Origin of the sequence: Halomonas sp. ANAO-440 (assembly GCF_019915905.1) — a bacterium.
In the GTDB taxonomy this organism is placed as follows: domain Bacteria; phylum Pseudomonadota; class Gammaproteobacteria; order Pseudomonadales; family Halomonadaceae; genus Halomonas; species Halomonas chromatireducens.
The window spans coordinates 1-21,637 of record NZ_JAHXBV010000040.1; the positions used below are offsets into that span (position 1 = coordinate 1).

The following is a 21,637-nucleotide window of genomic DNA, read 5'->3' on the forward strand; positions in this document are numbered from 1 at the left end:
TGAACCCCTGGCAACCTGGCTGCCCGCACAGGTCTATAGCGGACGCTGATCCAAGATACGGAGATACGACCATGCAACTGAGTGACAAGACAGCCCTGATTACCGGCGCCGCCGGCGGTCTCGGACGCGCCATCGCCGAACGCTATGCCCGGGAAGGCGCTCGGGTCGCCATTGCCGACCTAAATCTCGAAGCGGCCAACGCCACGGTGAACGCCATTCGCGAGCAGGGTGGCGAGGCCATGGCCGTGGCGATGGATGTGACCGACGAGGCGGCCGTGGAAGCCGGTGTGGCGCAGGTCATCCAGGAATGGGGACGCCTGGATATCGCCATCGCCAATGCCGGGATTCAGCATATCGAGCCGCTGCACACCCTGAGCTTCGCCGACTGGCGCAAGGTCATTTCCGTGCACCTGGATGGCGCCTTCCTGCTGACAAGTGCCGCCCTGCGTCAGATGTATCAGCAGGAGAGCGGTGGCTGCATGCTTTACATGGGCTCGGTGCACAGCAAGCTCGCCTCGCCGCTCAAGGCGCCCTATGTGGCGGCCAAGCATGCCCTGCTGGGACTATGCCGCACCGTGGCCAAGGAGGGCGCGGCGCATCGGGTACGCACCAATGTCATCTGCCCCGGCTTCGTGCGTACGCCGCTGGTCGACAAGCAGATTCCCGAACAGGCCGCCGCACTGGGAATCTCCGAGGAAGCGGTGATACGCGACGTGATGCTCAAGGACACCGTGGACAGGGAGTTCACCACCCTGGACGATATCGCCGAGGTGGCGCTGCATCTCGCCGCCTTCCCCACGGCGGCGCTAACCGGACAGTCGATCGTGGCCAGCCACGGCTGGTATATGCAGTAGCGGGAACTCGCCCAGGCAGTCGGCCATACCGACTGCCTGGTGCAAGGAACGGCCAATTGACACCACCATTAGGGAACGCTGTTCTGCTATAGGCGTTTCGCCTAGAATGGGCTCACACTTCCACAACGCGTGCCGACGCCCATGTCTCAGACTGAAACCAACTTTGCGCTTGGACGCATTCTGCTCTTCAACCTCCTGGGTGCCATTCTGGTTTGGACCTGGTTATCGCCGGGGCTGATGTTCTGGACGGAGATAGACGATGCCGTCTTCTTCGCCACCAATGCCTGGCTCAGCGAAGAGAACGAAGCCTGGGTGCTGTTCGTGGCGGCCACCAACAACCGACTGTTCGACGTCGTCAGCTTCATGATCCTGCTGGCTATCTACCTGTGGGCCATCGGGCGCGATCCCGACCCGCATTACCGCATGCTGCGCTGGGGCGGCATCGGTATCACCATGCTGCTCTCGGCGGTGTTCATCGCCCAGGGTTTTCGCATGGTAGTGTCCTACACCCACCCCAGCCCCACCCTGGTGTACGAGAACGTCAACCTGATCACCGAGATGGTCGACTTCTCGACCAAGGACAGCTCCGGTAGCAGCTTCCCCGGCGACCACGGCGTGAATCTGGTGCTGTTCACCGCATTCATGTGGCGCTTTGCGGGGCTAAAGGTGATGCTGGTCAGCGCGGTCTTCGCCGTGTTGCTCAGCGCGCCACGTATCCTCAGCGGTGCCCACTGGTTCAGCGATGTCTACTTTGCGGCCGTGGTGATCAACCTGTTCGTCGCGCCCTGGATACTGCTTACGCCACTGGCACCAGCACTCTCGCGAGCGCTTACTGCCGGGATGATCAAGGTACGTAACGCCTTGCCGGGCCGTTGAACTACCTAGAAAGTCACGAAGGAGTGGAGTTGCGTTACGAGCGAAGAGAGGCTGGCCGCCGGCGGCACGGAGCAACCGGAGTTGACTGGCTGCTCAATGAGGATTGTGACGGTCCGACGCTTCGGTACCGCCGGCGGCCAGGATGGCTAGGTTCGTTCCCGACGAACCAACGCACTTCCCACATCCATGTGGGTCGCCGAGCGCAGTAGCAAATCCACCCTCTCGTCAATTGGCTTTGCGCCAGCCTCCTAATACCCGCTGATCCGGGCCAAAGAACACCAGCCGGTCGTGATCGATGAGGTAGCGGTAGGCCGTTTCCATCATGCCGGTGACCCGGCTGGCGTCATCGAGCTGCGGGCAGCCCATTTTCGTGGTGGCCAGCTCGCGGAACTGAATGCGGTTGCCGTCATCCAGCTGTACCTTGCCATTGATCGTGTTGCAGCCATCGTGGCCAGTGACACGGCCGTCGGGCGCAATCACGAAATGGGGCGTAGTGGGCATCGAGAGGCGTTCATCGGTGCCGACCAGCAGCAGGTTCCAGCGCTGTCCCACCACCGGGTGGTCGCTGGAGACGCGCACTTCGTCTTGACGAGTCGGCTCGGTGGGCTTGCCGCCACACGCAGCCAGGGTCATGGCGACGAGCGCCAGCAGCAGCGCTCGGCCAGAGAGAGTTTTGTTCATCGAGAGATTTGTTCCTTATTGCTCTATGCCGGTCTTAGGAAGCGCTGAACAAATTGCCGAGCGAGATGAAGCGGCTAGGTTCGTTCCCGACGAACCAACGCACTTCCCACATTCCTGTGGGTCGCAAGGCGCACGGAGCGCAGAGACCGGAGCCTATGGGGTATAGGTGAGGATCCGACGCTTCGGCACCGCGCAACGCAGCGATTCGCTCGCGCAGGCATTTGTGCAGTGTTTCCTTTACCAGGTGCCGGTGTTTTCCATGGAGACCCAGGGCTCTGCTGGCGGCAGCGCCTCGCCCCTCTGCAGCAGCTCGATGGAGATGCCGTCAGGGCTTCTCACGAAGGCCATGTGTCCATCGCGGGGCGGCCGGTTGATGGTGACCCCGTTCTCCTGCAGACGCTCGCACAGGGCATAGATATCATCGACCCGGTAGGCCAGGTGGCCGAAATTGCGCCCACCGGTGTACTCTTCGGGATCCCAGTTCCAGGTCAGCTCCAGCTCGGGTGCCTTGAGTTCGGCCGAGCGGGCCTCGTCCTCGGGCGCGGCGAGAAAGACCAGGGTGAAGCGCCCCTTCTCGTTCTCCTTGCGGCGCACCTCCTTCAATCCGAGCAGATCGCAGTAGAAGCGAAGCGACGCATCCAGGTCGCTGACGCGCACCATGGTGTGCAGAAATTGCATGGGCCACCTCTATCTCTATATTGGTTCGTTCAGGGAAGTCTCTCAGTCATGAGTGTACTCGCTGAAGATGGCCGGCGTCCGGTCCTCATGCTGCCAGGTGAGCACCGCATAGTCGTCGTAACGGCCGGTTTCCATACCCGGTGAACCATGGGGCATGCCAGGCACCGTCAGTCCCACCACCTCAGGACGCTCCTCGAGCAGTCGCTTGATGTCGGCTGCCGGAACATGGCCCTCGATGACATAGCCATCGATCAGCGCCGTATGACAGGAGGAGAGTTCCGGGGTGACACCGTGTTCCATCTTTACCGAGCGCATATCGCGGGTCTTGTGCTGGCGAACCTCGAAGCCCTCCTCTCGGAGGTGATCGGCCCAGTCGGTACAACAGCCACAGTTGGGATCCTGGTACATCTCGACCACCGAACCTGCCTGCGTGCTGGCGCCGGGCGCCAAGACAAGGTACAAGGCCAAGACACCGCCGGCTAACAGGGATAGCGCCGCCGCCTTTCTCGTCTTGCGGTTTACCGTTAGGGTTTTCATGCTAGTGACTCCTGATGCGTTGACGCCAGATAATGGAATCGTGACAAGCCGATGCGGGCTTGCCAATAGCAAAGACAGCGGAGAAGGCAAAATGTCGCATTATTGTGATCTGGCACCGGGTCACCCGTTTCACGGCCCCTACCATGACACGGAATATGGTTTCCCCGTTGATGACGATCGCGCACTTTTCGAGCGACTGGTGCTGGAAATCAACCAGGCCGGACTCTCCTGGCTGACCGTGCTGAAGAAGCGCGCCGCCTTCCGTCTCGCCTTCGAGGACTTTCATATCGACCGGATCGCCAACTATGCGGAGGAGGACCGGCAGCGGCTGCTGAGCGATGCCGGCATCATCCGCAACCGGCTCAAGGTGGATGCAGTCATACACAATGCCGGAGTCGTGCAATCCCTTCGAAGTGAGCACGGCAGCTTCAAGGCCTGGCTGGACCACCACCACCCGCTGCCTCACGCCGACTGGGTCAAGCTGTTTCGCAAGACATTCCGCTTCACCGGACCCGAGATCGTCGGCGAGTTCCTGATGAGTACCGGCTACCTGAACGGCGCCCATCGCGACGACTGCCCGGTCCAGGCCCGCATACTCACCGCAGGCCCTGCCTGGCAGTCAACCTGACCGTTTTGCGAACAGTCTAGGGACTTGCAAGAGGCAGAAAAGGAGGCAAGACATATGGATACCCTGACTCAAGCCGCACTGGGCGCAGCGGTGGGGGGCGCCGTTCTCGGCCGTCGACTGGGCCGCAAGGCAATTGTGATCGGTGCTGTCCTGGGCACCCTGCCGGATCTTGACGTCTTCCTGGACTATGGCGATGCGGTGGCAAACTATACCCAGCATCGCGGCTTCACCCACTCGCTGTTCGTGCTGACCGGACTGGGCACGCTGCTGGCACTCACGGCCGACCGCTTCGCCCCGGCCCGTGATATCGCCTTGCGCCACTGGTGGGCCTTCTTCGTCCTCTGCCTGGTCACCCACCCGCTGCTCGATGCTCTTACCACCTATGGCACGCAGCTATGGTGGCCAATGGACGTGCGGCCCAGTGCCTGGCCGGTGGTCTTCATCATCGATCCACTCTACACCCTGCCGCTGCTGGCAGGAATCGGCGTAGCGCTGGTCACCGGCAACGGCCGGCGCGGCCCTGCCTGGGGACTGGCGCTCTCCAGCGCCTACCTGCTGTTCGCCATGGGTGCCAAGATACTGGTAGAGCAACGCCTCGAGCCGGTGCTGGCCGAACAGGGGCTGCAAGAGGCACCGCGTCTGATACAGCCCACGCCCTTCAATACCCTGCTGTGGCGCGTGACCATCATTGATGGGGCACAGCATCACGAAACGCTGCTGAGCGTTTTCGACGGTAACAGAGAGCCCACCTTCGAGACCTTCGATCGTGGCGGCGAACTGGAGCCCACCGCACTGGCGTTCGAACGGGGCGAGCGGCTCCACTGGTTCGCCGGCCCCTTCCTGCGATACGAGATCCGCGACCTTGAGGGCGAAGAAACCCTGGTGGCCACCGACCTGCGCCTTGGCTTTCCCGGCTTTCATGCCTTCAGCTTCACCCTGGCTGTCCGCGAGGATGGCGACTGGCGGCCGGCAGTTCCAACAGAACAGCTCTCTTTCGATGCGCGCGCCGACCTCGACGCCCTTGGGCAGCTGGGCTCACGCATCTTCAGCCCCGAGCCCCCGCTCTGCACCAGCGAGTTCGTCGCCGACCGCTGGGTGGTCGACACACCGGCATCATGCTGAGCAGCCCCTAGCGACAAGAGGACCTGGCACGACGCAGCGGGAGCGGCCCATGGCCGCCCCCGCTGTGCTCTTTCACCGGGCTATGTTCACCGAACTATTTCTTGGTCGTGCGGCTGTGGCTTCGGTAGGAGCGATACGGCTGGCTCAGAGAGCGGCAACCAGCCCGTCGATAGCCTGCCTGGCCTCCTTGAGCGAAGCATCGCGATGCCTCTCCCCCATGGCGAGCCCTTCGGCGAACACCACCGTCACGTCGGTGATGCCGATCAGGCCCAGCATGCCCTTGAGATGCGGCGTCTGGCTGTCCATCTCGGTGCCGGCGTACTGCCCGCCGCGGGCCGCCAGGATAACGGCACGCTTGCCCTCCACCAGACCCTGGGGGCCTTTATCGGTGTAGCGGAAGGTTTCACCTGCCCGTAATACCCGGTCGAACCAGGCCTTCAGCTGGGAGGGAATGCCCATGTTGTACAGGGGGACCGCCAGCACCAGGACGTCGTGCGCCTTCAGCTCGTCGATCAGGCCATCGGAAAGCTCGGCCAGGGCTCGCTGCTCCGGCGTGCGCTCGACCGCCGGCACCTGCCAGCTGGAAAGTTCGGCGACACCAAGGTGCGGCAGCTCATCGGCCACCAGGTCGCGACGGGTCACCTCCAGGGCATCCCGCTCATTGCTGCGTGTAGTGAAGTGTTCGGCCAGGGCCATGGACTGGCCCTGGGTGCCGAGGATGGACGAGGTGACAACGAGTGCGCGGGTGGTCATGGCGTTCTCCTGTATATGGGAGGAAGATGACCGCCATTCTATTGGTCCAAATAATCGTATAAAAGCGCAACATTTCGCCCAATAAAGACGATTAATTCGAAAGAACTCGGCTCAAAACACAAGGGCCCTGCCGCATGCGGCAGGGCCCTTGTCAGCGTCTCAAGGCGCCAGGGTGGCGCCCGGTATCAGCTGAAGTTCTGGGCGACGAAATCCCAGTTGATCAGGTTCCATACGCTGTCCAGGTACTTGGGACGGGCGTTGCGGTAGTCGATGTAGTAGGCGTGCTCCCACACATCGATGGTCAGTACCGGGGTCTGGCCATGGGCAATGGGGGTATCGGCGTTGCTGGTATTGACGATATCCACGCCGCCATCGTCGGTCTTGACCAGCCAGGTCCAGCCGGAGCCGAAGTTGGCCACGGCGTTGGCGTTGAAGGTCTCCTTGAACTTGTCGAAGGAGCCGAACTTGGCATTGATCGCCTCAGCCAGCGCACCGCTGGGCTCACCGCCACCATTCGGCGACAGGCAGTGCCAGTAGAAGGTGTGGTTCCACACCTGCGCCGCCTGGTTGAACAGGCCGCCTGACGCGCTCTTGATGATCTCTTCCAGCGACTTGCTGGCATTGTCGGTGCCTTCGACCAGCTCGTTGAGCTTGGTGACGTAGGCCTGGTGGTGCTTGCCGTAGTGGTATTCCAGCGTCTCGGCAGAAATGTGCGGCTCGAGCGCGTTCTTTTCGTAGGGCAGTGCGGGCAATTCAAATGCCATCGGGTCTTGCTCCTTGCTTTCACGGTGGGAATCGAGGCGATCCGGACTTGCCTCCTGGCCGCCTCGTCGGTATTTTCCAAGCATACACTAGATTAATTCCAACGGGCACCATGTCAAGCGACCCTAATGAAAAACCAGCTGATACAGCCGCGGAGCGACTGCTACACCTGCTGAAGTCCCGCGGGCCGCACTCAGCCGCGGAGCTGGGCGAAATGCTCGGCACCACCGGCGAGAATGCGCGACAGCAGCTGAGCAAGCTTGCTCGCAGGGGGCTGGTGGCCCAGCGCTCGCGGCCGGGTGGCGTCGGTCGCCCTGTTGTCGAGTGGCGGCTCACCGAAGCCGGCCACGGCCACTTTCCCGACACCCACGCCGAGCTCGCCTCACGACTGATCATCAGCGTGCGGGACACCCTTGGCGAAGCGGCGCTGGGCCGCCTGGTGGAGGCGCGCGGTGCCGAGACCCTGGCCCACTATCGCCTCGAGCTGGCAGATGCCGGGACCCTGGCGTCACGGGTCGCGCGCCTGGCCGAGATCCGCAGCCGAGAAGGCTATATGGCCGAATGGCAGGAAGGCGCGGACGGCAGCCTGCTGCTGGTCGAGAATCACTGCCCGATCTGCAGCGCCGCCCGCACCTGCCCGGCCTTCTGCCACTCCGAACTGCAGGTGTTTCGCGCCGTGCTGGGCCCGGACGTCAGCGTCGAACGTGTCGAGCATGTCCTGGAGGGAGCACGACGCTGCGCCTATCGAATCATCAAGCAAGTAGGTTCATAGCTGGCGCTGCGGTCTCCGCCAAGGCGCCTGGCGGCGCCAGTCGCGACGCGAAGCGGCGCTCCAACAGCGATTCTTTCCACCGACGCAGCCACGCCGCTGTCGGAGTAGCTTCAGATCACGACTGGAGGCCGCAGGCCTCCCGGTGGTGTTGCCAGCGTTGCTGATCATCGCCAACGTCGGCAGCCTCCGCCAAGGCGCCTGACGGCGCCAGTCGCGACGCGAAGCGGCGCTCCAACAGCGATTCTTTCCACCGACGCAGCCACGCCGCTGTCGGAGTAGCTTCAGCTCACGACTGGAGGCCGCAGGCCTCCCGGCGGTGTTGCCAGCGTTGCTGATCATCGCCAACGTCGGCAGCCTCCGCCAAGGCGCCTGACGACGCCAGTCGCGATGGGGACCAGCGCTCCAACAGCTGCTTTCTCCACCAATGTCGCCACGCCGCTGTCGGAGTAGCTTCAGCTCGCGACTGGAGGCCGCAGGCCTCCCGGCGGTATTGCCGACGCCAACGATCACCGCCAACGCGGTGGCCTCCACCACGCGCCTGGTGAGTCGTAATCAGGTAAGCCTAGGGCGCGATGCCCTGCCCGCACCCTCTTAGCGTCTCCCCATCAATGGTCAAGGTCACCCGTGCGGGGAACGGCTCGCCACTCATGTCATCGAAGCAGGCCCTCGCCTCCAGCCACAGCTCGAAAGGCTGATCGGTCAGGCCGCTGGCCAGGGACACTCGCCCCTGGGCGTTATCCATGGCGGTGACGCGGTAGGGCAGCGTCAGCTCCCGCGCACCGTAATCCAGCGTCAGCGTCAGTTCTGGGGTGTCATGCGCCAGATTGACGTGCCAGCCCGGCTCGTTGCCGCGGCCGTGGAACATCACCCCGGGGCGCTGCTCGCGGGTCAGGGGGGAGCGTGCCATGTCGGCACTGCAGTCGAGCCGGCCGTTGGCGCTCTCCACCACCGCGTCTCCCCCCTTGTTCCAGAAGCTGAGATCGCCCTGCTGGTAGCGCGCACCGCTGGCCACCACCGCCGGCGCCAGGCGATAGGCACCGTGGGCGGACCACAGCCGCAGCTCGCGCTCGCCAAAGGCGGTGACCAGATCCTGCTGCGGCGTGCAGCGCCAGGCCTCGAAGCGCTCGGCGCCGCCGGGGAAGAGCATCGAAGGCAGCAGCGGTGCGGTGCTGGCGACCTGACCGGTGCCGGGACGCGGCCCGTCGACGGGTGTAGCGGCGCAGCCGACCAGCAACAGCGAAGCAGCAGCCAACAGCGCTGGGCGAAAGGAAGAGAGTCCAAAAAGCGTCATGACAGTTCCTTGGGGGTATCAAACCGATACAGCATAACAGGCGCCGGGGCGAAGGCCGCGGCGCCTGTTTTCACGCTTGCTGTCGAAGCATGCTCGCCCCGGACGCTGGATCAGCCGTGGCGTCGGCGCAGCTCCCGGGCCGCCTCGACCATGTGGGCCAGGGCCGGCTCCACCTCGGCCCAGCCGCGCGTCTTGAGGCCGCAATCGGGATTGACCCACAGCCGCTCGGCCGGGATCCGCTCGGCAGCCTTCTCCATCAGCTGCACCATCCAGTCCACCTGGGGGATGTTGGGCGAGTGAATGTCATAGACCCCGGGGCCGATCTCGTTGGGGTAGGCGAAGTCCTGGAAGACATCGAGCAGTTCCATGTCCGAGCGCGACGTCTCGATGGTGATCACGTCGGCGTCCAGGGCGGCGATGGCGGCGATGATGTCGTTGAACTCCGAATAGCACATGTGGGTGTGAATCTGGGTCGCATCCCGAGCCACGGCAGCGGTGAGGCGGAAACAGGCCACCGCCCAGTCGAGATAGGCCGGCCATTCGCCGCGCCGCAGCGGCAGCCCTTCACGCAGCGCCGGCTCGTCGATCTGGATGGCCGGAATGCCCGCCGCCTCCAGGTCGGCCACCTCGTCGCGCAGCGCCAGGGCGATCTGGCGACAGGTGGTCGAGCGGGGCTGGTCGTCACGCACGAAGGACCACTGCAGCATGGTCACGGGGCCCGTGAGCATGCCCTTCATCGGCCTGTCGGTGAGCGTCTGGGCGTACTCGCTCCAGAGCACCGTCATCGCCGCCGGACGTGCCACGTCGCCCACGATAACCGGCGGCTTTACGCAGCGTGAACCATAGCTCTGCACCCAGCCGAAGCGGGTAAAGACATAGCCCTCGAGCTGCTCGCCGAAGTACTCCACCATGTCGTTACGCTCGGCCTCGCCATGCACCAGCATGTCGATCCCCAGCCGTTCCTGGCGTACCACCGCATCGGCGATCTCGTCGCGCATGCGCGCTTCGTAGTCGTCTCGGCCCAGCTCGCCGGCCTTGAAGGCGCGCCGGGCCGCACGAATCTCGGCGGTCTGCGGAAAGGAGCCGATGGTGGTGGTGGGAAACAGCGGCAGGTCCAGTGCGCGCCGCTGCTGCCGGGCCCGCTCGGCGTAGGCGCCGGCACGGCGGGTGTCGTCCTCGGCAATGCCGGCCAGCCGCTCGGCCACGGCCGGCTTGTGGATTCGCGGCGATTCGCGACGAGCGTCCAGCGCCGCGGTGGCGGCCTCGAGCCGTGCGCGATCCTCGGCGGTGGCACGGTTGCCCAGCAGCCGCGACAGGGTCACCGTCTCGTCGAGCTTCTGGCGGGCAAAGGCGAACCAGCTCCTGAGCTCCTCATCCAGATCGGGCTCGGCGTCCAGGTCCACCGGCACATGCAGCAGCGAGCAGGAGGGCGCCACCCAGAGCCGCTCGCCCAGGCGCATGCGGGCACTGGCGAGCCGCTCGCGCAGCACCGCCAGGTCGGCCCGCCAGATGTTGCGACCATCGATGGCCCCCACCGAGAGCACCTTGTAGCCAGGCAGGTTGTCGATCACCGTGGTCAGCTGGCCAGGATCCCGAACCACATCGATATGCAGGCCATCCACGGGCAGGCTGACCGCCAGCTGCAGGTTGTCGCCAAGCCCGCCGAAGTAGCTCGCCACCATCAGCTTGACCGGCGCTTTGCGTAGCGTGTTGTAGGCCGACTCGAAGGCCTGCTTCCACTCCCTGGGCAGGTCCTGGACCAGCGCCGGTTCATCGAGTTGTACCCACGTCACCCCCTGGTCGGCAAGCCGGGCCAGGATCTCGCCGTAGACCGGCAGCAGGGCATCGAGCAGCGACAGGCGATCGAACGCCTCGTCGCCCTTCTCCTTGGCCAGCCACAGCCAGGTCAGGGGACCGGTCAGCACCACCTTGACCGGGTGACCGGCGTCACGGGCCTCGGCCACCTCGTCGAACAGCCGGCTGCTGGCGAGCTGGAAGCGCTGCCTCGCGTGCAGCTCAGGGACCAGGTAGTGGTAGTTGGTATCGAAGTACTTGGTCATTTCGCAGGCGGCGGCGGGCTCACCGCTGGGGGCCCGGCCACGCGCCATGCGGAAGGTGGTGTCCAGGTCGACGTCGCCGGCGGCGACTTCCTCCTCGGCACCAAACCGCGGAGGCACGGCGCCCAGCAGCGTGGAGACGTTGAGCACGTGGTCGTAGAAGGCGAAGTCGCCCACCGTGACCAGATCGAGCCCCGCCTCTCGCTGCACCTGCCAGTGACTGCGACGAAGCTCGCGGCCGGTGGACTCCAGCGCCTCGCGATCACTCTCACCCCGCCAGTAGGCCTCGACGGCGTGCTTCAGCTCGCGACCGCCGCCGATTCGCGGATAGCCAGATATATGAGCTAATGTCATGATGATGTCTCTTCTGCATGAATGAATGCAGAGCAGTCTCGCCGGCCACCTCTGGTGAATCAAACTAAACATACTAATCAAAAACATGAAATGGATTCATCATGCTTGAACTACGCCACCTGCGCACCCTGATTGCCCTGCGTGACGCGGGTTCCCTGGTGGAAGCCGCGGAACGGGTACACCTGACCCAGTCCGCGCTCTCGCATCAGATCAAGGATCTGGAGGAGCGCCTGGGTAGCCAGCTGTTCGTGCGCAAGTCCCGCCCGGTGGAGTTCACCCGTGCGGGCCAGCGCCTGCTGGCGCTGGCCGAGCAGGTCCTGCCGCTGGTGCGCATGGCCGAGCGGGACCTGGCGAGACTGGTCGGCCATGAGCCAGGCCGGCTGCACATGGCCATTGAATGCCACAGCTGTTTCCAATGGCTGATGCCGACCATCGATCACTTCCGCGATCACTGGCCGGAGGTCGAGATCGACATCCCCGGCGGCCACCACTTCGACCCGCTGCCGGCGCTGGCCCGGGAGCAGCTCGACCTGGTGATCACCGCCGACCCGCAGACACTGCCCGGGGTCTACTACGAGCCGCTGTTCCGCTATCAGGGCCTGCTGGCGGTGGCTCGCCAGCACCCGCTGGCCGACCGCGCCTTCGTGGTTCCCCAGGACCTCGCCGAGGAGACATTGATCACCTACCCGGTGGAGCACAGCCGGCTGGATGTCTTCACCCAGTTCCTCGACCCCGCCGGGGTCAGGCCACGAGAGCTTCGCACGGCCGAGTTGACCATCATGATGATGCAGCTGGTCGCCAGCGGACGCGGGGTCTGCGCGCTGCCCAACTGGGCGTTGACCGAGTACCTGGAACGGGACTATGTGAAGGCAGTGGCACTGAGCGAAGAGGGGATGTGGAGCACGCTGTATGCCGCCATTCGGGAAGAGAGCCGCGACCAGCCGTGGATGGAAGACTTCCTGCGCACCGCCCGGGAGACGTCGTTCGCGGTGCTGGAAGGCATCAGGCCGGCTTGACGGATAGCCGCTCGATCTCCTTCGGTTTCGGCAGCAACAGCGAGAAGCGGGCTCCACCCAGCTCCTGGCTGTCATCCACCACGACGCTGCCGCCGTGCCAGACCATGATCTTCTGGACGATGGAGAGCCCCAGCCCGTAGCCGCCCGAGCGCCGCGTGCGGCTGTCGTCGAGCCGCGCAAAGGGCTTGAAGATGACCTGGCGCTCGCTCTCCGGAACGCCAGGGCCGTCATCCTCGATGTCCAGCCGCACCAGCCGAGCCTCCACGGTGAGGCGCACCAGCACATGAGAACGGGCGTGTCGGCAGGCATTGGCCACCAGGTTCTGCAGCGCCCGCTGCAGATAACGCGAGTCGGCAAGCGTTTCCACCTCGGGGCCGGGCGCCAGCTCCAGGCGAAGGTGGGCGTGCAGGGGAGCCAGAGTCTCGAGTACACGCTGGGCCATGGGGCGACAGTCGACGACGGTGCGCTGCAGCTCGGCGCCGTTGACGATTCCGCTGTCGAGGCGGGCATAGGTGAGAATTTCGTCAATGAGCTGGTCGAGCTCCTCGATGTCGCCATCGATACCTCGCAGCTGGCGATGGACAGCCGGGTCGTCGGTCATGTCCTCGACCATCTGCACGGCGAAGCGTATCCGGGCAACCGGGGTGCGCAACTCGTGGGAGACGGCGCGTATCATCTCCTGCTGGGAGCGCAGCAGCGACTGCACCTGTGCTGCCATGGCGTTGAAGGCCATACCCACCCGGCCGATGAAGCCACCGCCGTCGACCTTGACCCGGGTATCGAGGCGGCCACTGGCAATGCGACCGGCGGCCAGCTCGAGTCGTGCCAGGCGGGCTTCGACGCCACGCACAATGAGGTAGATGATCGCCGCCAGCACGGCCAGCATGATCACCAGCACCAGCAGCAGCAGGGAGATGGGGGTCGGCTCCAGGGCCGAAACCGGACCGATCGATAGCCACTGTCGGCCACCATCCTGCACGGGTACGGCAAGATAGACCGTCAGCGCCCAGTGGCCAGGCAGTAGGCGAATGACCAGTTCACCCTCACGCAGACGCGAGAGCTGATGACTGTCGAGCCCCTCCGGCGCCAGATCGCTGAGGTGAATCGGCAGGGCAGGGGTGGTGACATTGGCCAGCCGGCGCTGACGGGCTTCTCCCTCCTCCTCGGCCAGCCAGTCTCCCAACATCTGAGCAAGGCCACGCAGCTGGCGCTCATTCAATCCAGACAGCCGCGCCTCAAGCACTCGGTACTCACCCGCTATCCGGCGATAAAGACGCCAGTTGGCCCCCTCCTCCGGCTTGACCAGGACACTGCCACGCTCAAGGCGTCTACGCTCGAACCAGCCCAGGCCGGCGTCGTCCGGGCTACGCAGAGAGAGTCGCATATCCAGCCGGTCGGACTGCTGGGTAAGCCAGTCTCCCCGCTCGTTTGCCGGCAAGGCAGCGACCTTCCGGGTCAAGAGCTGTAGCGGTGCTTCGGCCAGCTGCTCACGGTATTGCTCGATACGCACCCGGTCGACCAGGGCCAGACCCATCAGCGCCAGGCCGAAGGTCAGCAGCAGCGCCATGGCCAAGGCCAGGTAGACGCGCAGGAAAGTGCCATCGGCCAGGAACCGCTGCATGGATCAGGCGTCCTTGACGAACAGGTAACCCTTGCTGCGTACCGTCTTGATGCGGTGCGGATGGTTGGGATCATCGCCGATTTTCGGGCGAATTCGAGAAACCCGCACGTCGATGGATCTATCCTGCCCATCGTACTTGATGCCACGCAGGTCGCTGAAGATCTCCTCCCGGGTGAGTACGCGACCGGCGTTGCTGGCCAGCAGCCACAGCAGGTCGAACTCGGCACTGGTCAGGTCGATACGATCGCCTTCCAGCCAGGCCTCACGGGTCGCGCTGTCGATGTCCAGGTTGCCGAACGAAAGGCGTATATCACCCCCCTGTTCGGTATTGTCCGCCCGTCGCAACAGCGCACGCATCCGTGCCAGCAGGACCCGGGGTTGAACCGGCTTGGGAACATAGTCATCGGCCCCCATCTCCAGCCCCAGCACCTGATCCATATCGTCGGTGCGGGCGGTCAGCATGAGAATCGGGCCGCTATAGTCGGGCCTGGCCCGGCGACAGATTGACAAACCATCTTCACCCGGCAGCATCAAATCGAGGATCACCAGGTCCGGCTGCAGGGCCTGGATCTGCTCAACGCCTCGCGAGCCCTCGGCCTCCACGGTCACCTGGAATCCATTGGCCTCCAGATAGTCCCGCGTGAGCTCGGCCAGGCGCACGTCGTCCTCGATAATCAGAACGTGTTCCATGTCACTGCTTTCCAGGTTGTGTTCCATCCTCGTTATCCCCGTGCTGGGCAATTCATTTGCATTTCCGGGACACCCTGTCCCGCCATCTTTACAAGGATACCCGAAATATGTCATTTCGCATGCCTGTGTTGATATTGCGTATAAAACGCCTGTGCAGCGAAGCATAGCCTCGCTGAATGGCGACGCCACAGGAAGTCACCAGCTCACCCACAGGTTATCCACTTGATGCCTGCCAAAAAGCACTCTATCTTGTGTTCACCTACAAACAAACCACAAGATGATGTGCATCTAGCAAGCCGCGCCCTTGCTGTCAATGCCCATCTCATCCCGACGAAAAGCCCCGAGAGGAAGGGAACACCCGACCATGGAACAGCTCCAGACCCCCGATGCGGCCAGCCTGTCCATCACCGCACCGCAGACGCTACGCGTCATCAAGCGTAACGGTGATGTGGCAGTATTCGATGTCAGCAAGATCGCCGTGGCCATGTCCAAGGCCTTCATCGCCGTGGAAGGCGACAATGCCGCCACCTCCTCCCGGGTACGCGATTTCGTCGCCGAGGCCTCGCGCACCATCGCCGAGACCTTCCAGCGCCGCATGCCCGATGGCGGCACGGTGCATATCGAAGATATTCAGGATCAGGTCGAACTGGCCCTGATGCGTGCCGGCGAGCAGAAGGTCGCCCGCGCCTACGTCCTCTATCGTGAAGCCCACGCCCGGGCCCGGGCTGCCGCCGGCGATGACATCGAGAAACCCCACCCGACGCTCAACGTCACAGCCCTCGATGGCAGCCGACGTCCGCTCGACCTGGGGCGTATCGAAACCCTGGTGTTCGACGCCTGCGCGGAGCTGGCCAACGTCGACCCCAATCGTATCGTCGAGGAGGCGCTGAAGAACCTCTACGACGGCGTGACCGTAGACGGCGTCTCCCAGGCGCTGATGATGACCGCCCGCACCCTGGTGGAGAAGGACCCTAACTACACCTACGTCACCGCCCGGCTGCTGCAGGACAACCTGCGCCGCGAGGCGCTGTCGTTCCTGGGCGTGGCCGAGGAGGCCACCTTCGGCGAGATGGCCGAGCTCTACAAGCCGGCCTTCCACGCCTACGTGGCCCGTGGCATCGAGTTCGAGCAGCTCGACCCCAGGCTCGCCGAATTCGACCTGGAGCGGCTGGGCGACGCGCTGGACCACACCCGTGACAACGCCTTCACCTACCTGGGCCTGCAGACCCTCTACGACCGCTACTTCATCCACAAGGATGACGTGCGGTATGAGCTGCCCCAGGTGATGTTCATGCGCGTCGCCATGGGACTCTCGCTGAACGAGGACGACCGCGAAGGCCGCGCCATCGAATTCTACGAGCTGCTCTCCAGCTTCGACTATATGGCCTCCACGCCGACGCTGTTCAACGCCGGCACCCTGCGCAGCCAGCTCTCCTCCTGCTATCTCACCACCGTGCCCGACAACCTGGATGGCATCTACAGCGCCATCCGCGACAACGCCCTGCTCTCCAAATGGGCCGGCGGCCTGGGCAACGACTGGACGCCGGTACGCGCCCTGGGCTCCTACATCAAGGGCACCAACGGCAAGAGCCAGGGCGTGGTGCCCTTCCTCAAGGTGGTCAACGACACCGCGGTGGCAGTGAACCAGGGCGGCAAGCGCAAGGGCGCGGTCTGCGCCTATCTGGAGACCTGGCACCTGGACGTCGAGGAGTTCCTCGACCTGCGCAAGAACACCGGTGACGACCGTCGCCGCGCCCATGACATGAACACCGCCAACTGGGTGCCGGACCTGTTCATGAAGCGGGTCTTCGACGACAAGGAGTGGACGCTCTTCTCGCCCTCCAACTGCCCGGATCTCCACGACCTCTACGGTGCCGCCTTCGAGAAGCGCTATGAGGAGTACGAGGCGATGACCTACAGCGGTCAGCTCAAGCTCTACAAGCGGGTGCGCGCCAAGGACCTCTGGCGCAAGATGCTCTCGATGCTCTTCGAGACAGGCCATCCGTGGATCACCTTCAAGGACCCGTGCAACCTGCGCAGCCCGCAGCAGCACGCCGGCGTGGTGCACTCTTCCAACCTGTGCACCGAGATCACGCTCAACACCAGCGTCGACGAGATTGCAGTCTGCAACCTGGGCTCGATCAACCTGGCCCAGCATGTGACCGACGGCCAGCTCGACAACGAGAAGCTGGGCAAGACGGTACGCACCGCGGTACGGATGCTCGACAACGTCATCGACATCAACTACTACGCGGTGCCCCAGGCGCGCAACTCCAACTTCAAGCATCGCCCGGTGGGGCTGGGCATCATGGGCTTCCAGGATGCGCTCTACGCCCTGGGCATCGCCTACGCCAGCGACGGAGCCATCGAGTTCGCCGACCGTTCCATGGAGCTGGTCAGCTACCACGCCATCGAGGCCTCGAGCGATCTCGCCGCTGAACGCGGCCGCTACGAAAGCTTCGACGGTTCGCTCTGGAGCCAGGGCGTGCTGCCCATCGACTCCATCGAGAAGCTCAGGGTCGAGCGCGGCGAGCAGTACATCGAGGTCGACACTTCGAGCACCCAGGACTGGGGGCACATCCGCAACAAGGTCGCCAAGCAGGGCATGCGCAACTCCAACGTCATGGCCATTGCCCCCACGGCCACCATCTCCAACATCTGCGGCGTCACCCAGTCCATCGAGCCGACGTATCAGAACCTCTATGTGAAGTCGAACCTCTCCGGCGAGTTCACCGTGGTCAACGCCTTCATGGTCAATGACCTGAAGGAGCGCGGCCTGTGGGACGAGGTGATGATCAACGACCTCAAGTACTACGACGGCAGCGTCCAACCCATCGACCGGGTGCCGGATGACCTCAAGGCGAAGTACGCCTCCGCCTTCGAGGTGGAGCCCAAGTGGCTGGTGGAAGCGGCCTCACGCCGCCAGAAGTGGATCGACCAGGCCCAGTCGCTGAACCTCTACATCAAGGGGGTTTCCGGCAAGAAGCTCGACGTGACCTATCGCATGGCCTGGTTCCGTGGCCTGAAGACCACCTACTACCTGCGCGCCCTGGGCGCCACTTCGGTAGAGAAGTCCACCGTGGAGCGGGGCACCCTGAACGCCGTAAGCAACGGCGGTGCGCCGAAGCCGACACCCGCCGCGCCAGCCGCGTCCGAGCCGCGGGGCATAGAGGACTTCCTGAGCGGCAAGGCGGGCAGCGGTTCACGCGCCCCCAGCGCCTCCGAGATCGATGACCTGGGCTGCGAAGCCTGCCAGTGACATGACACCCCCTGCAGGCGTGCGGCAAACTGCGCGCCTGCAGGCAGCCGGACCACATACCGGAGAGAAACAGATGCTGAACTGGGACGAATTCAACGAAGACGAGACCGCCGTTGCCGACAAGCCGGCACCGGCAACCCCGGCGCCCGCCGCCAAGGCGCAGCCAAGCGCCCCGGCTGACGCCGGCGAGATCCAGGAAGCCAGCGGGAACTACGTGATCGCCGAGGCCGACCGCATCGAGCGCGCCCGCAAGTCGCTGGAGGAGCTCGACGTCGCCGCCGGCCTCGAGGAGCTGGAGATGGGTGCGGCGCGCATCGAGGTCAGCGACAAGCAGATGATCAACGCCCGCGCCGACCTCAACCAGCTGGTGCCGTTCAAGTACGAGTGGGCCTGGCAGAAGTACCTGGACGGCAGCGCCAACCACTGGATGCCCCAGGAAGTGAACATGAACGCCGATATCGCCCTGTGGAAGAGCCAGGAAGGGCTCACCGCGGACGAGCGGCGCATCGTCGAGCGCAGCCTGGGCTACTTCTCCACCGCCGACTCGCTGGTGGCCAACAACCTGGTGCTGGCGCTCTACCGCCTGATCACCAACCCCGAATGCCGCCAGTACCTGCTGCGCCAGGCCTTCGAGGAAGCCATCCACACCCACGCCTACCAGTACTGCGTGGAGTCGCTCGGCATGGACGAGGGCGCGGTCTTCAACATGTACCGCGAAGTCCCCTCCGTGGCCGCCAAGTCGGCCTGGAGCCTCAAGCATACCCAGTCGCTGGCGCGTTCCGACTTCAACACCGGCACCCCGGAGACCGACCAGGAACTGCTGCGCAACCTGGTGGCCTTCTACTGCGTCACCGAGGGCATCTTCTTCTACTGCGGCTTCAGCCAGATCCTCTCCATGGGCCGGCGCAACAAGATGACCGGCGTGGCCGAGCAGTTCCAGTACATCCTGCGCGACGAGTCGATGCACCTGAACTTCGGCGTCGACATGATCAACCAGATCAAGATCGAGAACCCGCACCTGTGGACGCCTGAGTTCCAGGACGAGGTGACCCAGATGATCCTCGAAGGCACCGAGCTCGAGATCGCCTATGCACGGGACACCATGCCCCGCGGCGTGCTCGGCATGAACGCGGCGATCATGGAAGAGTACCTGCGCTTCATCTGCAACCGCCGCCTGGCCCAGATCGGCCTGAAGGAGCAGTACCCCGGCGCCCAGAACCCGTTCCCCTGGATGAGCGAGATCATCGACCTGCGCAAGGAGAAGAACTTCTTCGAGACCCGCGTCACGGAATATCAAGTGGGTGGCGCGCTGAGCTGGGATTGAGCGGACTGGAAAGCAAGGGGCATACCCGATAGTTGCAAGCTTGGGAGGAAGCACCATGACCGAATCGAGAAGTGTCATCAAACGCGTCTACGTGCCCACGCATGTACGCGATCTTCCAGGCGGGGAGAGAGTCCGCATCCCCGGCTACTATAAGAAGCCACCTTCGAGCTGATATGGCAGCGCCCCTCCCGGTAACGGGCGGGGCGTTTTTCATGAACCGGGCAATGCCTGCGATCGGGTAATGCCTCTCTTGAGTCGCAACAACCGAGGACAATCCCATGCATCCAACACGATCCGTAGAAGCACGTCGCGATCCCCAGGCCTGGCAGACCGCACTGGACCGGGCGCTGGCCGCCCATGAGAGCGAAGACGCCCTCGCCCACTATCCCCATGTGGCCTTCGCTTTCCCCTCGTCGTCCCCCAACCCCTACTCGGGGGACTATCCGCTGCTCAACTACCGGGAGCTCAAGGAGTGGGCAACCACGCGCGGCTGGCGGGTGCGGCCTGCCCCGGAACGGGCTCCCGCAGGCGAGAAGTACAGCCCGCCAGTGCGCTTTACCCGCGGCAAGGCATGGAGCTCGCATTGAGCCGGCGTTGCACTTCCCTGCCCTGGCCCCTAGTCTCTTAGGTTTTTGACGACGGGCGCAGGGTAGACATGCATCACACGGCCGTACGACTGCTTCGACAATTCTCGGCGACAGGCCTGCTGGTGGGGACGTTGTTCTTTGCCTTCTCCCTTACGCCAAGCCTGCTGCCGAGGCCCATGTATTCCCAGGGCATCGTTTCGGGGCTCTCGCTTGCCGCCGGCTACGCGCTGGGCTATGCCGGCCATTGGCTCTGGTACTACCTGCACCTGCCCAAGCCCAGTCTCCGGCTGGCACTCACCATCAAGCTCACAGCAGCAGTGGTATGTGCCGTGATCGCCGCCGCCTTCCTGTGGCAGGCCTCCGAATGGCAAAACAGCATTCGCGAGCTCATGGGCATGGAGGAGGTCAGCGGCATACGCCCGTTCTATATCGGCACGATTACCCTGCTGATCTTCGGTGCCCTGCTGCTGGTCGCCCGGCTGTTCCGTCGCACCTTTCGTTTTCTTTCGCAGCGACTGCAGCGTTACATCTCCCACCGGGTATCCAATGTCATCGGCGTCCTCGTAGCAACCATGCTGTTCTGGTCGGTCATCGATGGCATCATCTTCACCCTGGCCCTGCGCGTGGCAGACAACTCCTTCCAGCAGTTGGACGAGTTGATCCAGGACGACCTGGCGCCACCCACCGACCCGATGCAGACCGGCAGTGCCAGCTCGCTGATCGGCTGGGAAGAGCTGGGCAGCCGTGGGCGGCGCTATATCTCCCGCACCCCTTCCGCAGAGGAGCTGACCGCATTCCTGGGTGAGCCGGCGCAAGCACCGATACGTGTCTACGTTGGTTTGAGTGCCGCGGAGACACCGAAAGAAAGGGCCCAGCTCGCCCTGGCAGAGCTGAAGCGCGTTCGCGCCTTCGAGCGCTCGGTACTGGTGCTGGCTACCCCCACCGGCCGTGGCTGGGTCGACCCCGGCGCCCAGAATACCCTTGAGTACCTGCAGCGCGGCGACGTGGCCACGGCAACCGCCCAATACTCCTACCTGCCGAGTCACCTCACGATCATTGCCGAAGGGGATTACGGGGCAGAGAACGCTCGCGCCCTGTTCGAGGTTGTCTACGACTACTGGACCACCCTTCCCGCCGAGTCGCGGCCGAAGCTCTACCTGCACGGCCTCAGCCTGGGGTCGCTCAACTCCGATCTCTCCTTCGACTTCTACGACATCATCGACGACCCCTTTCACGGCGCCCTCTGGAGCGGCCCTCCGTATCGCAGTGAAACCTGGCAAGCGGTGACCCGCGACCGCGAGCTCGGATCGCCGGCATGGCTCCCGACTTTCCGCAATGGCTCGGTGGTGCGCTTCATGAATCAGTACCAGGGGCTGGATATGCCGTATGGAGAATGGGGGGATTTCCGTATCGCCTACCTGCAGTACGGCAGCGACCCGATTACCTTCTTCGAACCCTGGTCGTTCTTCCGGGAACCGGAGTGGATGCGAGAGCCCCGCGCACCGGACGTCTCGCCGGAACTTCGCTGGTACCCGGTAGTGACCATGCTGCAGCTGCTGGCCGACCTGACCATCGGCAATGCTCCGCCCGGTTACGGTCACTCCTTCTCGGCCAGGCACTACCTGGACGCCTGGGCGAAACTGATCGAACCGGAAGATTGGACCGAGGCCGAGCTGGAGGAGCTGCAAAGACGAGTCGCCGAATCTTATTGATGATGCCTACCACGGTAAACGCTCCAGTAACCCCATCTTCTTGAGCTGATCAGCGTCGATCAC

The 21,637-nt window shown here is 64.0% G+C and carries 19 protein-coding genes; 10 read left to right on the forward strand and 9 right to left on the reverse strand.

Going from position 1 to position 21,637, the window contains the following annotated elements; genetic code table 11:
* Window positions 1-71: 71 nt before the first annotated feature.
* Window positions 72-854: a 3-hydroxybutyrate dehydrogenase gene (locus KZO25_RS18445; RefSeq protein WP_066451798.1), complete on the forward strand. Its 783-nt coding sequence runs from the start codon at window positions 72-74 to the stop codon at window positions 852-854.
* 141 nt (window positions 855-995) lie between these two features.
* On the forward strand, window positions 996-1,730 hold the full coding sequence (locus KZO25_RS18450) for a phosphatase PAP2 family protein (protein WP_066451800.1): 735 nt from the start codon (window positions 996-998) through the stop codon (window positions 1,728-1,730).
* Between the two features lie 225 nt (window positions 1,731-1,955).
* On the opposite strand, the gene KZO25_RS18455 is transcribed toward KZO25_RS18450, so the two are convergent.
* The 3 genes from KZO25_RS18455 to KZO25_RS18465 form a co-directional block, all read right to left on the reverse strand.
* Window positions 1,956-2,411 (reverse strand): META domain-containing protein, encoded by a 456-nt coding sequence (locus KZO25_RS18455; RefSeq protein WP_066451803.1) that lies wholly within the window; start codon window positions 2,409-2,411, stop codon window positions 1,956-1,958.
* 237 nt (window positions 2,412-2,648) lie between these two features.
* Complete coding sequence (gene gloA, locus KZO25_RS18460; protein ID WP_066451805.1) at window positions 2,649-3,089, reverse strand: lactoylglutathione lyase; 441 nt, start codon at window positions 3,087-3,089, stop codon at window positions 2,649-2,651.
* Between the two features lie 42 nt (window positions 3,090-3,131).
* Window positions 3,132-3,626 carry a DUF411 domain-containing protein gene (locus KZO25_RS18465; RefSeq protein ID WP_223138063.1) on the reverse strand — a complete coding sequence of 165 codons (495 nt, stop codon included), beginning with the start codon at window positions 3,624-3,626 and terminating at the stop codon, window positions 3,132-3,134.
* Window positions 3,627-3,717: 91 nt separating this feature from the next.
* Here KZO25_RS18465 and KZO25_RS18470 point away from each other — a divergent pair, with 91 nt between their 5' ends.
* Window positions 3,718-4,254, forward strand: a complete 537-nt coding sequence (locus KZO25_RS18470) for a DNA-3-methyladenine glycosylase I (RefSeq protein ID WP_066451692.1) — start codon at window positions 3,718-3,720, stop codon at window positions 4,252-4,254.
* A gap of 54 nt (window positions 4,255-4,308) precedes the next feature.
* Window positions 4,309-5,376, forward strand: a complete 1,068-nt coding sequence (locus KZO25_RS18475) for a metal-dependent hydrolase (RefSeq protein ID WP_066451695.1) — start codon at window positions 4,309-4,311, stop codon at window positions 5,374-5,376.
* 144 nt (window positions 5,377-5,520) lie between these two features.
* On the opposite strand, the gene KZO25_RS18480 is transcribed toward KZO25_RS18475, so the two are convergent.
* Complete coding sequence (locus tag KZO25_RS18480; protein WP_223138064.1) at window positions 5,521-6,129, reverse strand: FMN-dependent NADH-azoreductase; 609 nt, start codon at window positions 6,127-6,129, stop codon at window positions 5,521-5,523.
* A 185-nt stretch (window positions 6,130-6,314) separates the two neighbouring features.
* Entirely contained in the window at window positions 6,315-6,893 is a 579-nt protein-coding gene (locus tag KZO25_RS18485; RefSeq protein WP_223138065.1) for a superoxide dismutase, read from the reverse strand.
* Window positions 6,894-7,105: 212 nt separating this feature from the next.
* Here KZO25_RS18485 and KZO25_RS18490 point away from each other — a divergent pair, with 212 nt between their 5' ends.
* The gene (locus tag KZO25_RS18490; protein ID WP_201025337.1) at window positions 7,106-7,663 is read left to right on the forward strand and encodes a helix-turn-helix transcriptional regulator; all 558 of its coding nucleotides are present in this window, start codon (window positions 7,106-7,108) and stop codon (window positions 7,661-7,663) included.
* A 562-nt stretch (window positions 7,664-8,225) separates the two neighbouring features.
* Here KZO25_RS18490 and KZO25_RS18495 read toward each other — a convergent pair.
* Together KZO25_RS18495 and metE are read right to left on the reverse strand one after the other, a co-directional pair.
* Window positions 8,226-8,954 carry an MliC family protein gene (locus KZO25_RS18495; protein WP_066451750.1) on the reverse strand — a complete coding sequence of 243 codons (729 nt, stop codon included), beginning with the start codon at window positions 8,952-8,954 and terminating at the stop codon, window positions 8,226-8,228.
* 110 nt (window positions 8,955-9,064) lie between these two features.
* Window positions 9,065-11,365, reverse strand: a complete 2,301-nt coding sequence (gene metE / locus KZO25_RS18500; protein ID WP_223138066.1) for a 5-methyltetrahydropteroyltriglutamate--homocysteine S-methyltransferase — start codon at window positions 11,363-11,365, stop codon at window positions 9,065-9,067.
* Between the two features lie 101 nt (window positions 11,366-11,466).
* On the opposite strand from metE, the gene KZO25_RS18505 reads away from it, so the two are divergent.
* On the forward strand, window positions 11,467-12,381 hold the full coding sequence (locus tag KZO25_RS18505; RefSeq protein WP_223138067.1) for a LysR family transcriptional regulator: 915 nt from the start codon (window positions 11,467-11,469) through the stop codon (window positions 12,379-12,381).
* Here KZO25_RS18505 and KZO25_RS18510 read toward each other — a convergent pair.
* Together KZO25_RS18510 and KZO25_RS18515 are read right to left on the reverse strand one after the other, a co-directional pair.
* Window positions 12,368-14,002: an ATP-binding protein gene (locus KZO25_RS18510; protein ID WP_223138068.1), complete on the reverse strand. Its 1,635-nt coding sequence runs from the start codon at window positions 14,000-14,002 to the stop codon at window positions 12,368-12,370. The two genes, KZO25_RS18505 and KZO25_RS18510, sit on opposite strands and share 14 nt — an antisense overlap.
* 3 nt (window positions 14,003-14,005) lie before the next feature.
* Window positions 14,006-14,719, reverse strand: a complete 714-nt coding sequence (locus KZO25_RS18515; protein ID WP_066451757.1) for a response regulator — start codon at window positions 14,717-14,719, stop codon at window positions 14,006-14,008.
* Between the two features lie 337 nt (window positions 14,720-15,056).
* Here KZO25_RS18515 and KZO25_RS18520 point away from each other — a divergent pair, with 337 nt between their 5' ends.
* The 4 genes from KZO25_RS18520 (at window position 15,057) to KZO25_RS18535 (ending at window position 21,574) form a co-directional block, all read left to right on the forward strand.
* On the forward strand, window positions 15,057-17,951 hold the full coding sequence (locus KZO25_RS18520; protein WP_223138069.1) for a ribonucleoside-diphosphate reductase subunit alpha: 2,895 nt from the start codon (window positions 15,057-15,059) through the stop codon (window positions 17,949-17,951).
* Between the two features lie 73 nt (window positions 17,952-18,024).
* Window positions 18,025-19,275 (forward strand): ribonucleotide-diphosphate reductase subunit beta, encoded by a 1,251-nt coding sequence (locus tag KZO25_RS18525; RefSeq protein ID WP_066451762.1) that lies wholly within the window; start codon window positions 18,025-18,027, stop codon window positions 19,273-19,275.
* A 278-nt stretch (window positions 19,276-19,553) separates the two neighbouring features.
* The gene (locus KZO25_RS18530; protein ID WP_223138070.1) at window positions 19,554-19,862 is read left to right on the forward strand and encodes a hypothetical protein; all 309 of its coding nucleotides are present in this window, start codon (window positions 19,554-19,556) and stop codon (window positions 19,860-19,862) included.
* Window positions 19,863-19,930: 68 nt separating this feature from the next.
* Entirely contained in the window at window positions 19,931-21,574 is a 1,644-nt protein-coding gene (locus tag KZO25_RS18535; protein ID WP_223138071.1) for an alpha/beta hydrolase, read from the forward strand.
* Window positions 21,575-21,637 lie beyond the last annotated feature (63 nt).

Coding starts and splice junctions, on each gene's coding strand:
- KZO25_RS18475 (WP_066451695.1), top strand. CDS start 4,309: ATGGATACCCTGACTCAAGCCGCACTGGGCGCAGCGGTGGGGGGCGCC.
- KZO25_RS18515 (WP_066451757.1), bottom strand. CDS start 14,719: ATGGAACACAACCTGGAAAGCAGTGACATGGAACACGTTCTGATTATC.
- KZO25_RS18485 (WP_223138065.1), bottom strand. CDS start 6,893: ATGGCATTTGAATTGCCCGCACTGCCCTACGAAAAGAACGCGCTCGAG.
- KZO25_RS18490 (WP_201025337.1), top strand. CDS start 7,106: ATGCTCGGCACCACCGGCGAGAATGCGCGACAGCAGCTGAGCAAGCTT.
- KZO25_RS18470 (WP_066451692.1), top strand. CDS start 3,718: ATGTCGCATTATTGTGATCTGGCACCGGGTCACCCGTTTCACGGCCCC.
- KZO25_RS18510 (WP_223138068.1), bottom strand. CDS start 14,002: ATGCAGCGGTTCCTGGCCGATGGCACTTTCCTGCGCGTCTACCTGGCC.
- KZO25_RS18495 (WP_066451750.1), bottom strand. CDS start 8,954: ATGACGCTTTTTGGACTCTCTTCCTTTCGCCCAGCGCTGTTGGCTGCT.
- KZO25_RS18505 (WP_223138067.1), top strand. CDS start 11,467: ATGCTTGAACTACGCCACCTGCGCACCCTGATTGCCCTGCGTGACGCG.
- KZO25_RS18535 (WP_223138071.1), top strand. CDS start 19,931: ATGCATCACACGGCCGTACGACTGCTTCGACAATTCTCGGCGACAGGC.
- metE (WP_223138066.1), bottom strand. CDS start 11,365: ATGACATTAGCTCATATATCTGGCTATCCGCGAATCGGCGGCGGTCGC.
- KZO25_RS18465 (WP_223138063.1), bottom strand. CDS start 3,626: ATGAAAACCCTAACGGTAAACCGCAAGACGAGAAAGGCGGCGGCGCTA.
- KZO25_RS18450 (WP_066451800.1), top strand. CDS start 996: ATGTCTCAGACTGAAACCAACTTTGCGCTTGGACGCATTCTGCTCTTC.
- KZO25_RS18525 (WP_066451762.1), top strand. CDS start 18,025: ATGCTGAACTGGGACGAATTCAACGAAGACGAGACCGCCGTTGCCGAC.
- gloA (WP_066451805.1), bottom strand. CDS start 3,089: ATGCAATTTCTGCACACCATGGTGCGCGTCAGCGACCTGGATGCGTCG.
- KZO25_RS18530 (WP_223138070.1), top strand. CDS start 19,554: ATGCATCCAACACGATCCGTAGAAGCACGTCGCGATCCCCAGGCCTGG.
- KZO25_RS18520 (WP_223138069.1), top strand. CDS start 15,057: ATGGAACAGCTCCAGACCCCCGATGCGGCCAGCCTGTCCATCACCGCA.
- KZO25_RS18480 (WP_223138064.1), bottom strand. CDS start 6,129: ATGACCACCCGCGCACTCGTTGTCACCTCGTCCATCCTCGGCACCCAG.
- KZO25_RS18445 (WP_066451798.1), top strand. CDS start 72: ATGCAACTGAGTGACAAGACAGCCCTGATTACCGGCGCCGCCGGCGGT.
- KZO25_RS18455 (WP_066451803.1), bottom strand. CDS start 2,411: ATGAACAAAACTCTCTCTGGCCGAGCGCTGCTGCTGGCGCTCGTCGCC.